The organism is Cyclonatronum sp., assembly GCF_022565315.1.
In the GTDB taxonomy this organism is placed as follows: Bacteria; Bacteroidota; Rhodothermia; order Balneolales; family Cyclonatronaceae; genus Cyclonatronum.
Genome location: NZ_JAIUMX010000102.1, coordinates 1 through 13,478 on the forward strand (window position 1 = coordinate 1; position 13,478 = coordinate 13,478).

Annotated in this window: 9 protein-coding genes; 2 read left to right on the top strand and 7 right to left on the bottom strand. The window is 48.2% G+C overall.

From position 1 onward, the window contains the following. Nucleotides 1-1,116: 1,116 nt before the first annotated feature. Together LAT75_RS12845 and LAT75_RS12850 are read right to left on the bottom strand one after the other, a co-directional pair. A complete protein-coding gene (locus tag LAT75_RS12845; RefSeq protein WP_291483076.1) occupies nt 1,117-2,268 on the bottom strand; it encodes a hypothetical protein in 1,152 nt (383 codons plus the stop codon). Between the two features lie 115 nt (nt 2,269-2,383). Further along, nucleotides 2,384-2,992, bottom strand: a complete 609-nt coding sequence (locus LAT75_RS12850; RefSeq protein WP_291483077.1) for a DUF2179 domain-containing protein — start codon at nt 2,990-2,992, stop codon at nt 2,384-2,386. Between the two features lie 465 nt (nt 2,993-3,457). Here LAT75_RS12850 and LAT75_RS12855 point away from each other — a divergent pair, with 465 nt between their 5' ends. Both LAT75_RS12855 and LAT75_RS12860 read left to right on the top strand, forming a co-directional pair. Next, nucleotides 3,458-4,201: a Fic family protein gene (locus LAT75_RS12855; RefSeq protein WP_291483078.1), complete on the top strand. Its 744-nt coding sequence runs from the start codon at nt 3,458-3,460 to the stop codon at nt 4,199-4,201. A 6-nt stretch (nt 4,202-4,207) separates the two neighbouring features. Further along, nucleotides 4,208-4,453, top strand: a complete 246-nt coding sequence (locus LAT75_RS12860; RefSeq protein WP_291483079.1) for a hypothetical protein — start codon at nt 4,208-4,210, stop codon at nt 4,451-4,453. On the opposite strand, the gene LAT75_RS12865 is transcribed toward LAT75_RS12860, so the two are convergent. From LAT75_RS12865 to LAT75_RS12885, 5 genes are all read right to left on the bottom strand, one after another. Then, complete coding sequence (locus tag LAT75_RS12865) at nt 4,435-4,944, bottom strand: hypothetical protein (RefSeq protein ID WP_291483080.1); 510 nt, start codon at nt 4,942-4,944, stop codon at nt 4,435-4,437. The two genes, LAT75_RS12860 and LAT75_RS12865, sit on opposite strands and share 19 nt — an antisense overlap. A gap of 33 nt (nt 4,945-4,977) precedes the next feature. Beyond that, nucleotides 4,978-6,522, bottom strand: a complete 1,545-nt coding sequence (locus LAT75_RS12870; RefSeq protein WP_291483081.1) for a reverse transcriptase domain-containing protein — start codon at nt 6,520-6,522, stop codon at nt 4,978-4,980. Between the two features lie 402 nt (nt 6,523-6,924). Continuing rightward, nucleotides 6,925-9,726 (bottom strand): phospholipase D-like domain-containing anti-phage protein, encoded by a 2,802-nt coding sequence (locus tag LAT75_RS12875; RefSeq protein WP_291483082.1) that lies wholly within the window; start codon nt 9,724-9,726, stop codon nt 6,925-6,927. Nucleotides 9,727-9,751: 25 nt separating this feature from the next. Then, nucleotides 9,752-12,664, bottom strand: a complete 2,913-nt coding sequence (locus tag LAT75_RS12880) for an anti-phage-associated DUF1156 domain-containing protein (RefSeq protein WP_291483083.1) — start codon at nt 12,662-12,664, stop codon at nt 9,752-9,754. Continuing rightward, on the bottom strand, nt 12,664-13,275 hold the full coding sequence (locus LAT75_RS12885; RefSeq protein WP_291483084.1) for a DUF3780 domain-containing protein: 612 nt from the start codon (nt 13,273-13,275) through the stop codon (nt 12,664-12,666). Before LAT75_RS12885 ends, LAT75_RS12880 begins: the two co-directional genes overlap by 1 nt. Nucleotides 13,276-13,478 lie beyond the last annotated feature (203 nt).

The following is a 13,478-nucleotide window of genomic DNA, read 5'->3' on the forward strand; positions in this document are numbered from 1 at the left end:
TGTTTCGGTGTAAATGCTCCCATGCTTTACCCTTAAGCTTAGTTGCTTGGCTCAGGTCCGGAGCGGCATCAAAAAACAATCCCAGAAACCCAAAAAATGCATCCCAAACTCTGAAAAAGCCCCGATGGGGCAGAATCCCCTCTTGAGAGGGGTGCCCCCGGGAAGAGGATGCTCAGCGACTGGAAAAGCTTCAATGCCAAAGAACCACTAAAGGCCCAAAAGTCAGCGGGGCGGGGTGTGAGCGGTGGCTGCTAAGGGATGGATGGTGAGGATCGATTTCTGCTGGCATAAGATCCCGGGCATTTTAAATCCCCGCTGCTGATTCCAAACTCCGAAGCCTTCACACCCCGCCCCGTCACCGGCTGATGCTTTGAAGAGTTCGGCCCCTGGAAAATGTGTTAAGCCTCTGATAAATTGAGGTTTGGGGGCACCCCTCTCAAGAGGGGAATTGCACGCTCCGTCGTATTTTGATACTTCGTGACAAGAAAGGATGCGGTTGTTTTGGTGTAAATGCTCCCATGTTTTACCCTTCAAATAAATTGTTAAGCATCGGCCCGCCCCGTCATCCCAAAACAATCCCGGAAACCCAAAAAATGCATCCCAAATCCATCAAAAGCCCCGATGCGGGAGAATCCCCTCTTGAGAGGGGTGCCCCCGGGAAGGGGGTGCTCAGCGACTGGAAAAGTTTCAATACCAAAGAGCCACTAAAGGCCCAATAGCCTGCGGGGCGGGGTGTGAGCGGTGGCTGCTCAGGGATGAAAGGTGGAATTCGGTTTCTTCCATTACAAATCGTGGCTCAGTGCTGTTTGAAAACCCCGCTGCTGATTCCAAACTCCGAAGCCCTCACACCCCGCCCCGTCACCGGCTGATGCTTTGAAGAGTTCGGTTCCTGTAAAATGCGTTAAGCCTTTGATAAGTTGAGGTTTGGGGGCACCCCTCTCAAGAGGGGAATTGTACGCTCCGTGGCATTTTGATACTTCGTGACAAGAAAGGCTGCGGTTGTTTCGGTGTAAATGCTCCCATGCTTTACCCTTCAAATAAATTGTTAAGCATCGGCCCGCCCCGTCATCCCAAAAAAATCCCGGGAATCTAAAAAATGTATCCCAAAAATCCCGGCTACACCAGTTCCCGGATGCCGGCTCCGAAATACCGCATGCGCAGCCAGAAGCCAAACAAAGGGTCGGTGAAGCGGAGGTCGGCCTGCTCACCGGTGAGGAAATCGGCGGCCATAAGCAGGCGGCGGTTTTTGGTGGTGCTTGCCGGCGAGCCGAGGCGGTAGGCCTGCATCACCGGGAGGCTGCTCAGGTGCTGCTCGCCCATCGCGACCGCTTTGAGCAGGTTCAGCTGCGTGATGCTCAGCCCTTCCGCCATGCGGATAAAGGCCCGGCCGTGAAGGGCAAAATACAGCTCCAAAGCTGTCCGAAGCTCCTTTTTGCCGGCCGCTTTGCTGCCGGTGAGCTGCCACAGATGAAAGCCCAGCTCCTGAAGCAGTCGCGGGTGACCTTCACAAATGCTGCTGAGTTTTTCCGCAATTTTTGGACTGATCTTCTTCCCGCCGGCTTTAAAACGCGCCGACACGTAAGCCGCGCAGCTTTCCGGCGAAAGCGGCTGTAGCGGCATCACCTCTGCGAAGCGGTAAAACGCCCGCGACGGACGCTCAAACTCCTGCACAAATGCAGGTCCGCCGCTGCCCGTGAACAGGTAGCTTGCCTGCCTGTGGTTCTGCCACACGGCACGGACCCGGCGTTCGAAGTGGGAGCCTCTTTCAAGCTGCGCAAAGCGCTGAAAATCAGGCACATAAATCAGGAAGCGTTCACCCGATTCGGTCGCCAGCAATTCGGGCAGGTTCAGGATTTCATCCGGATGCTGCTGAAGCTTTCCGCGGTCGAAACGGAGTTCGGCAGCAGGTTCAGGGTCAAGATATGGGGAGGCGTGCGGCAAATGCCGGAGGGCCAGTTCCAGGCGCTGGGCGGGCTCAGGGGAGGCCGCTTCGAGTACCCGGCCGGCAAAGTGCGCGAGGAAATCAGCCGGCTCCTGTGCGGCAAAAAGGTCGGCCGTTAGGCATCTGATGGCGGGATCATCCTGCCCGAGCAACCGCATAGCAGCGGCAGCAAGCCAGCTCTTCCCCCAGCCCGGCGGCGCGGCAATTACGGCATGGTGTCCGTTGCGCAGCAGGCTCAAAAGCGCCCGCAACTCCTTATCCCGCCCGGTAAAATACCGGTTCCGGAAAGGGGCGTCGAACAAAAAAGGCGCTTGCGAAGGCGGCATATACAGGCCGGAAGTTTATTCAGGGTTAGTAACCATCACCCTGAAAATACACTTTTCCCTTTAAGGGTGAAGGCCAATACCCGCAAATTTCCTGATTCCGGTGCGGATAGTGTACTTATTTCCGGATGGGGTTCAGGCGCGACAAAAAGGAAGGGGCCGGGTCGGGGAAAACGCCCTCATGTACCGAGCGGATGTCCTCAACCGATACAAAGGCGTTGGGGTTGTGCTTCAGCACGATGTTCTGCACCTTTTGGAGGTCTTTCCGCTTGAAGATGGTTAAGATGAGGCGCACCTGACCGGAGCGGCCGGTGGCGCTTACCGTTGTGGCGCCGTATTTGTTTTCGCGAAGCGCATCGGTGAGTTCGGTGGCATCCTGCGCGGTTATGATGCGCATACAGAGCATGCCCATCGCGAGCTTGCTTTCTATGTAAATACCAATATAATTGCCCATCGAGAAACCGCCAGCAAAAGCGATGAAGGAAACCCAGTTTTCGAGGTTTTGAATGATCTGTGAGATGGCTACCAGCCAGATCAGCGATTCAAAGAAGCCGACAATGGCCGCGAGTTTGCGCAGGCTGCGGCTCACAAAAATGATGCGGAGCGTGCCCAGCGACTGATCCACAATGCGCGCCAGGAAAATAAGCAGCGGAAGAATAACCCAGGCAAACCAGTCGAAGGTGGCTGTTGCAGCTGCATCGGGCAGCTGCGCTAAAATAAAATCCATGAGAATAAAAGCTTTGAGGAGCAACTAATGTAGAAAATGATCCCTTCACAACAAGCGGAACAAGATGCCCAAAGATACCGCTTATTTACCCCAAGACGGTACTGAATTCACCAATGGAACGCGGATCGGGCGGATCTTCGAACGCGGATTTTCGCGGATTTTTTTAGGGGATGGGGATGGAGGCAGTTCAGGAACCTGAGCCGGGACCAACCCCCTCACCTTTGCGACCCTTCGCGACACCCTTCGCGCCCTTAGCGGTAAAAAAACGTCAGCTGCGGATGGCAGCGAATGAGCCTGCTGTATCCGTTACTTTAGCTTTTAGTTTCACGACGGCTGAGGTGTTATTTTGGGAACCGCTGACCGGTAACGGGTCCGCATCTCTCAAAAGCTGCTCACTTCCTTCGTGCCCGAAAACTGAAAGGGAAGGTTCAGGCTCAGCTACCTTAAATCAGGATATTAAAAACGATGGACCGCTTCCGAAAAATTGATGCGCTTAAATCGAAGCTTGATGCCTACAGGCCGCTTCCGCCGGAGCTTGTACGCAACCTGCGCGATGACCTGAACCTCCGCTGGACCTACCATTCCAATGCCATTGAAGGCAATACCCTCACCCTTAAAGAAACAAAGGTAGCACTGGAAGGCATCACCGTTGGCGGAAAAACCATGCGGGAGCATTTGGAAGCCGTCAATCACCGGGAAGCCATCCATTTTGTTGAAGAGCTGGTTCAGAACAAGGAAAAGCTGACGGAATGGCATATTAAGTCCGTTCATCAGCTCGTTTTGAGAACTATTGATGATGCCCATGCGGGCGTTTACAGGAAAATAAACGTGTTTATTGCCGGCGCGGACCATACGCCCCCTGATGCTTTACATGTGCCGGAGGAAATGAAGGCTTTTATAAGCTGGTATCGGGAGGAAGCCACAAAACTGCACGCGGTTGAGCGGGCAGCAAGGGTGCACAACGACTTTGTGAAAATGCATCCCTTTACCGACGGAAACGGCAGAACAGCCCGGCTGCTGATGAATCTCGAGCTCATGAAATCCGGTTACCCGCCCGCCATTCTGCCCATAGACAAGCGGCTTGCCTACTACGAGGCCCTCGACCTTGCCCACACCAAAGAGGACTTTGAGCCCTTCCTGAAACTCATGATTGAAATTGTTGAGGATGGATTCAGACCGTTTTTTCATGCGCTGGGAATCCGGCCATAAGGGTTAATGGCACGCGGATGGGGCAGATCTCCGAACGCGGATGTGATAGCAGACCTGACAGGTTTTCAAAACCTGTCAGGTCTTTGCCACGAAGCCCCGATTAAAACCGTTGCGTTTTTTGGGGGATGTGGATGCAGGCAGATCAGGAACCTGAGCCGGGACGCAACCCCCCTCACCTTTGCGACCCTTCGCGACACCCTTCGCGCCCTTAGCGGTAAAAAACCCGCAGGAAATCACTTCTCCGCAAGCTGATCGAGTTTGCGAAGCAGGGCCTCACGCTTGCCCGAAGCAAGCATCCATTTGGGCAGGCGGCTGCCGAGGCTGCGGTTGGCGTGTTCTTCGCCGCTGCGCTCGCGGAGCGGGGCACCGATATGATGCCGCAGAAAACGCAGATGCGCCGGATTATACGCCCAAAGCAGCTCCCCCCCGAAATCTGTTTGCAGCCAGAGCGGCAGGTAAAAGAAGGGATCACACATCCTGCCCGCCCGCACGGATGCGGAGAACGCCCGCCGGCTCCCTTCAGCACTTTGCAGCAAATCCGGCTGCTCCGCATACCGCCGGCTGAAACCGCAGCCGGTGCAGCTCACCCTTATTTTCGACGCATCCGCCGCATGAAAAGAATCCGCCCCCGGATCGGTCTTCACAACCGCCTTAAGCCCGCAACCGGGACAGCACACCCACAGATCCTCCCTCAGGAAATCATGCAGATAGGTTTCGTAAGCATCGGTGCTGCGGTTTGGCATTGGGATGGGGATTAGAGAGGAGGATGCGCAAACTCAGTCTTTTTGCTTATAACTTTCTATGCGTTTCTCGTGCTTTTCAATAAGTTCACTTAATTTATTGTGAAACTTACGAGTCTGCATCTTTATGTGAACATCACCAATGGTGTCAGAAGACATAAATACATAGCTAAGATAATTTCCCCAATCATATCGATTTGTTTTAACCCATTTCCTTGGATTATTTTTGTCTCGTATATGTATCATACGCCTGTTAGCCCCAAGATGTGAAAATCTTTTATAAAGCCTTCTTTTAAAAATATTTGTCTCTGAATTTTTCCCAAACAGTGCAAAGCGGGCGCTACGGCGGACAGTTCGTTTCATTTTCCGGTAGTAGTTAGAGATACTGGCATCTTTTATTAGTACGCGTTCGCCATCAAAATCGAAACCAAGATAGAGTAAATTTTTATTCGGATTCCAAACAGAAGCTTTTGGCATCCATTCTTCACAGCGTAACTTCTCTTTATCTCTTAAAAAACGGAACCTTTGGGTCTTTTTATCCTGGATTTGAAGGCACTCGATTTCTATTGCCGTTTTGATGTGCTTCATAAGCGCTTCTTCGTCTTCCTTTTTGCATATAAAAATCATGTCGTCGGAGTAGCGGCGATATACTCCACCAATAGTTTCGCAATATCTCATAATACTAAGATCAAAATCCATCATGTAGATATTTGCAAGTAAAGCACTTATTGGAGTACCCTGCGGAATGCCGGCAATTATGTTCCGCTCGCAGGGCTTTCCAAAATTCTCTTTTGTTTTTTTGTGCACAAGCCCTTTGGAGAGAATCCTTTTATGAAATTCTTTCTTTTCACAAAATGCTACAGCATTGTTGTCGAAGAGATATTTTCTGCGCGAAATCTTTTTCTTCCTAAGCTTACCTTGTTTGTCTTGCACCCATATCTCATTTTTAAATTCGTTAAATATCTGAATTTCATTAACGAAGGATATACGTGTTAAGCTTTTGAAAAGGTTGTAATGGTCAGGCGGAAGGGATTTTTCGCAAAGAATCGATGCCCATTTCCGTTTTAAGTTTCTATGGTTAAGGCTGTCAAAAAATGCACTGATATCTATTGCGATTACTCTGAAATCATCACTGCTGAAGGAGCGTATTTGATCAAATACATCTTTTGCAAAGTGAGCGGTATTTTTTTTTGATTTAGAAGTTAGTGGAATAGAGCGGTACGCTGTTACACAACTATCAAGTTTATGATCTTGCAACCATGTTTGATAGTTTTCTTTAAGCTTATGAGCGTAAAAACTATAAATCTGAGCGTCAAGATGTGAGGCGTAATATATGTCCCTCACTTTCGGTTTTCCGGCTATTCTTTTGTGAGATCGCTTACCCCAGGAATCTTTTTCAGGGCGGTATTTTCGTTTCTTTAACTGTTTGAAAATGAATGGAAGGAAAGCATGTCTGGCAATATTTTCTTTGTTTTCCACATAATTTTTTACCCAACTGAAATCCTTGATACGTATCGGTTTTCCGATATGGCAATACCCTTTTATTTTGAACCACGGATATTCTTCTTTTAATGCAGGCATAAGAATAAAAAAAGCAGACGTCATAGGGGCGTGCCTTTATCACATATGGTGATGATGTTCACATGCTGACCCGGCACGACTGTTACTGTTACAGCCGGTGCCGCCCCTCAACGTGGGAATAAAAGTCGTATATTCACTCGCAACCATAGGAGACAAGATGAAAGGACTCGTTTCGCTCACCGGATGGCTGATTGCCTTGCAACTTATTTGCTGCGGCACTTGCATCATGGTAATTGAAACAACCACCTGACTTATATCTCAGGCAGCATTATTTAAGAAACGTGAACAACAGCAACTTGACGTCTGCTATATAAAAGTTGAGTTGGAAATTGTTATTACTTAATATAACAATATATTTTATTATTACTTAATGATTTTAGTTATGGTTGCGAAATGTCAAGACTACCAGCCTTCCTGAAAATACGCTCTTTTATCCTGTGCATATAAGACTTTCTTGACGGTTTCCCACGGGATGTTATGCATTCGATGGTACTTTATTTCAAAGGGATGTTCGTCGGGTAAGGCATTAATCCGGCGCTTGGCTTCTTCAATATTTCCTTGTGCAGCCTGTATCCATGCGTCTTCCAGAATGTCAGGTATCTGACCAAAAACCTTGTGTATTTGTTCGAGCCGTTCTGACAGAAGTTCGTGAATGCGGTCTTCCACGGACCCTTTATACCGCATATTATAAATCCAGATTTCATCGCGCAGCTGGCCAATCCGCTGTATGCGTCCTTTGCGCTGTTCCAGTTTGGTAGGATTCCAGGGTAAATCCAGATTAATAAGAGTACCTAACCGCTGCAGGTTTAAGCCTTCACTTGCGGCCTCAGTACCAAAAAGTATTTTGAGCTGGCCATCCTGTACGAGTTTTTTTAACGTTTCTTTTTCCATTGGGGTAAAGTTGCCTTCTTTCCAAATACCTGAGCGACCGCTGCCAACATACTGCCCGATGGAGATTTGAGGGTTTTCGCGCGACAATCTGCTGGCCATGAAGAAGACGGTATCGAAATACTGGCTAAAAATAATACAACCATACGCGATCCAGTTTTCATTGAAAAGAATATCAGACATCTTGAAATACTTCGGATCGCTGTGTTTATGCTCTTCCAGCTTATTTATAAGTTCTTCAAGCAGCCTTATTTCAGTAGTGGTAAAGTTTTTGAAGGTGCTGTTCCGGGCTGGGTAATCACGAGTTGATTCTCCGGCTGTGTTTGGTAATTCGGAGTATTGCTCATCTGTCTCAGTATCTGATTCTTCGCTTTCAAAATCCTCGTAGAAAACTTCTTCTAAGGTTTCTTCAGGGCGCCGGTTTAAAAGCTTTTCGGCAGTTCGAAGGCCTGATTCCATAGAGCTCCCGATTCGCTTTAGCATCAGTGTCTTAAAAAAGCCGGCCCCTTTTACTCTGTTCGCAAGTGCCCGGCAAAACTCTTCAGCTGTTTTGTAGGCGTCCTCGAGATATACAGGCAAGCTTAACGCATCTGCATCAGATTCTCCAAACAGACGAACTTCAATTTTGGGCAGGTATGCTTCCTTCGTTTCCGGATTTATTTCATTTTCCAGAAATGATCGGCTGCGCCTCACTATCCTTGAGATAAATGGGTTATAATGCTCAAGGAGTTTTATTCCGTCGGATTCCAGCCTTTTTTTTCGCCTGATGCTTATCTGATCCAGCGCGTTGGCATTAATTGTTATATCACTGTTTTCTTTGCTTAGATCTAAGCGGATACTCTCAAATATTTTGGAAACAAGAGGATCACCCGTCCAATAGGGGTCATCTGTAGGAAGCGGGTCACGAAGCCAGTTCCAGATACGGTCTATGCTATTTAAATTTTTATAATTGCCTTTTGCGATTTGCAGGCCTTCACTTACATAGTTGCGCCAATGAGAATATGGCCCGCCAAGAACAGCATGGTCGCCTTGTGCAAGTATGTTGAGCAGGTCATGTGCTTCTATAGGGTGAAGTTGTACTGGTGTAGCCGTGCCCATAAGCATATGTGTGCAGTTTTTGGAAATTTGCATCAAAGCTTCCATCAGATTGTTCGGGTCTGGCTTTTCGTCGGCACTGTTTGCCGTTATTTTTTTGCGACGGGCCCTGTGACATTCATCCACTATTACAATACCGAAATTTTTGTAGAGCAGTTTATCTGCGGCTTCACTTTTTGCGGTAAACAAGCCCTGGCTTACAATACCAACTTTGCGGGGACATTTTAATATGCCTTTCGGCCCGGCAGCAGGGTACTTATTGCCCAATTCATCTTCCCACTGCCGGCCATTCCATACGGCCGATGGCATATCGAGAAGGTACTGCATTTCTTTTTGCCACTGATAGAGGAGTGTTTTCGGCGCAATAATTAAGATAGTTTCTTTGGCGTGCATTGCAATGAGCTTGGCCGCAAGCGCAAGTTGTATGGTTTTTCCAAGGCCCACCATATCTCCCAAAATGTATCTTGCTTTCCGCCCTCTTATGTATTCCCGGAATGTGATGTGCACAAAATATTTCTGATGATCCCAAAGCCCGTTTTCTTTGCGGTAAACAGGTTCCTCAATGATGGCCTCGGCGGCGGCATCAGGCTGTGATTCAGGTACCCATTCTTCTAACCGGACAAGCTTTCTGCCAGAAAGGCGCTCTACATCATCAATTACAGCTTTTGCAAGGGGCACCGCATTGGGGTGGTTCCAGAGTGCGTCAAATTCATCCTGAACCCATTGTACTCCTTCGGGGCTTTCGTCTTCCCATACGAGCTCGTAGTTCAGCGTCCAGGCATTTACCGACTCATTAATACTGCCGATAAAACAGCTTGCCCTGCCGTCTTTTTTACGGATAACACCTGCTTTGCCATGTAGCAGGCCAAATACTTCGTTTGGGAGTACCTTTACTTCCATTTTGCCAGAGCGAAGCAGCTCGTGCAGCCGGAGGAATCGCCCCTTGCCAAAATTTTCTATCTGCGGGTCAATGGTATTTGTCCAGGCTTTGCGCTGTGCATTTCTTGCAGCCTGTGCGGTTTGTACATCCCGGATATCAAGGTCAGAGTTACAAATAACCCGTACTTTTAAGTTTTCCTGCTCGAGCTCCTCTCCCGCAACTTCGAGAATACCGGATGTAAAATAACCAGCAATACGGTCGTAGCTTACAGCATCGCGTAAGCGTTCTTTCAGAACCGAGTGTGTGAGTTTGCTGCGGCGGGAAGAATGTCGCTTTATCATAGGTTAGAGTGCACCTTAAAAAAACCTAAACGTGTTCATTCTGAAGCCTTGCGCTCAGCAGTGCTGCCGCGTAAACATCATCTTTCCAGTGCTCCATGGTCTGCCCGTGATAACAAATGTAAGTGAGAAGCTTAATGATAATTTCTTTTTTTGCCCATAGGTCCGGAATTCGGTTTTTAAGCTCTGCATAGCCGGTATCAGCTGTTTCGGAGAGATGCGTTTGGCGTATAGCATAGAGCACATTGCGCAAAAGGGTATTGCCAAGCTGCCATTCATCGAGAAACTTGTCGCCCATATCAATGGCGGTATGCAGCACCACCTCGTTTGCTTTGGCTGTGCTGAAGTAAGCTGTGTACCCTGCAAGCCCGAACCCGCGGGCAAGCTCCTGATACGGCCCGTTCCGCCTTTCTCCCTGCGCCTGCATTTCGAGGGTTTTGCAGTAAAAGCGCTCCGGGTTGGTTAGTTTGTTCCATGTTTCTTTTACCATGCCCAGTGGTATCAGGTAATTGCAGGCAGTAGTTACGGCTTTGTCGATCAAAGCTTCGAGCGGATTTATGGTTTTATTGCTTCGCTCGCGGTTCAGCTCATACTCCAGATCAATGCCTTCAATGCGCTCATAGCTGGTTATTACCCTTAGGGCGGCTACATAGGCAGCAAGCTGGTAATCTGTACTTTCAAAATTGGGGTCTTCTTTATCATCGAGCGCGGTCATTTCGGCTATAGACTGCTCTACCTGAAAGTCAATATCATCCTGCAGGTCGCTTGGGAATGCCGTACCACCGCCTATCCGCTTCCGGAGTACCATGCATACGGTTCCTTTCACGTAGTTTCCTTTCTTAATGCCAACAGAATCCGTTTCGGTCTGAATGGTCCATGCAGCGGTAACCTGCAGGCCGGCTGCCCAAAGTATCATAGCAAGATCAGCCCAAACGGCTGCATCCTGATGGGTGAACATTACGAGCTGCGCACCATTGTCAGGCATTTTTGAAGTGAGGTTAAGGTAGCAGCTTACCATTGCTTTGTTAAAACTCTGGCCTGTGCCTTTAATGGCAAGGGTGCTTTTGCTGTCGGTGTACCACTCCGGGAACAGGCTTTTTAGCTGCTTTTCATACCATGCCAGGAAGAAGTCACCCAGTTCGTGATAGTTTACCGCATCCGCATAAGGCGGATCGGTGATCCAGATATGGCAGTTACTTAGATCCTTAGATCGTGCATCAAGAGTCTGGGTGCAATGTTTAAACTTAAAATTATCAATTGGAGGATAGTCAAGTTTCAAAAGATTTTGGCAGTTCAATATTCCCCTACTACCATAGTTGAATTGTGTATTATATGCCTGGTTATAAAAAGTATTTGCAGTGTTTCCTGGCCCTTTTGATTTATGAGAGTCCCATATTGAAAGCTTTGAATTCCTGTCAGCCATTTTCATTACGGTCAAAATAATAGATACAGAATCTATTAGGGATCTATTTTTGGATAGTGAAATCATTAAACCACCTAACAATAACTGCCTGGGGTTAAACAAATGCTGCCAATGAGTCCAGCCTCTGTTACGAATTGGCTCAATTGTTTTTTGTCCGTCTTTAGGTATAAGCCTTGCCGGAATGAACCCTTTACTTTGCCACTCAGAAAATTTCTCCCGAAGCAGGTCGAGAACTTTTTGTTCCCTTTTAAGATCATCAGCATCAGGTTCCCGGAAGTGCCGGATAAAGGCAGGCTTCAGCTTATTGGCCTCAATAAGCTCACTGAAATTGAGTGCTTTTTCAGCATCTGCGCGGTCAATAAAATCATTCTTTTTCAGCTTTACTTTATCACTTCCACCGAAGCGGATGGTGCAGCCTGTTGCCCCCTGCGCGCGGTAACCATATTGAATATACCGTATGCAGTACAGGCGCTCGGTAAATACATCGTCGGCCCGGGGAACGAGATCATCATTTTCCCACATCCGCAGACCGAAGATGTTTTTTCCGTTTTCGCGGCGGTCGCCACGCAGGGAAGATACGCTGTAAGAATTACCGCTATCCGGGCAAACCATCGCGTTGCTCTGAATGGTGCCTTTTTTGGCCTGCTTCATTTGTTCCTTAGTAGCACCTTCAACGATGCGAAGCCGGTAGCCTGTGCCGTCATTATTGGGTTCGGGCAGTGCGCAAACATTGTACTTTTCAGATATGATCCATGAGGGCGCGAGCGGTACCCGCCTTCCTGTTGCGGGGCTTTCAGCCTCAATACAGTATAGGAAAGCATCTGCTCTCCAGCCTTTTTCATTGTGTTCTATACCCCATTCGGTGATCTGCTTATCAGCAGCTTCAAAAACTTCCTGCTGTGCTTTTTCAATTTCTTCCTGAAGCTCCGGGCCACCGCCAATAATATTAAGTGCGGCCCATGTGAGCATGCAGGCAGCAGGGTTAAGGTCGCTGGCAAAAGCATCACAGCCAATTCGGGCAGCTTCAAACGGAATAGAGCCCCCGCCGCAAAAAGCGTCGCCGACTTGGGGCCTTTCCCCGTATAGTCGTTCGCCAAGCTCCCTTATTAACTCAGCCAGTGTGCCGGCGGAGGTGCCAAGGTGGGCGTTAATTTCGTTCCATGCCTGAGAGTCGGGGCCTTCAATTTCTTCGGGCCGGTAACAGCATTTCAGCTTTTCATCATAGGTTTCCGCTTCGTAAAATTCATCAGTTTTATCCGGCTTAATCCGACTTTCGAGGCCATTTTCATCCATGGTCATAATTTTGAGAAAAATGTCCATGTCTTTTTTATGGTTACCGGAATCAGGCATAAGCAGCCCAACCAAAGCAGCCCTTACCAGTACTAAAGGCTTTCTGCCCCACCACTTACCCAGGCCTGTTAGTGTTTGGCTTGCGCCAGCTTTTCTTTCTTTATAAGCTTCTTTGGAAAGTTTAGATACAGGAAATTGAGTTTCAATAAACGACTTGGTGTACTTCATTAAATCGGTTTGAATAGATTGTTATTGGTGTACCCTTCATCGCTATCATCGAGCGGGTCAAGATGATCTGCAATCAAATTATAGTTAACCGGGTTTTCTGTGAGGGCAAAACGCAGCGCTTTGCGCCAGCCTTTGTTTCTTCCTTTAATTACATGGCCTGTAGCCGCATTAGCCATAGTGTAAAGCCACCATCGCTCTTCCGCCCGCAAACCGAGCCAGTTATGTACTGCGGTACTGATGAGGTTTGGGTCAGCGTCTTCAATGGCCCAAACCAGCACCATCATTTCCTTTCCAAGAAGGCGGTGCAGGTATGTTTCCTTGGCACTCCATTTAGATGGCCTGATATCCATAGAGCGAAGGCGTCTGTTGAATTCAGATTTTATATCATCTTTAACAGAATCCCATTTGGCAGCTTTCAGCATGCACTTACAGGAGGAATCCATAGTATGGGCCTCGAGCATAAGCGTGTTTAAGGAGCGCTTTTCAGTATAGCTGTATTCCTCAAAGAAAAACACGTCTTCTTTTTTTGTTTTTTGATAAACAAGGAAGTGATGGCTGTTTTCAGCAGGTTGAAAGCCAAAATCAATAATGTTGTCAGATTTCTTTAACATGTTTCGCAAGATTGGCGTCCATATTTAGATTGAGCTCCCGCAAATATGCTTTGAAGTCATGACCGCTTTTGAACCTGTGCATATTCCGGAGCAAACTGACCCCCTATTCCGGTGATATTGACCCCCCTTCGGGTTTTGGGTTACTGCTGTGAGGTTCTGCCAAAATTACAGTTTATTTCTCAGACTTTCTCCTTTTAGTTCAA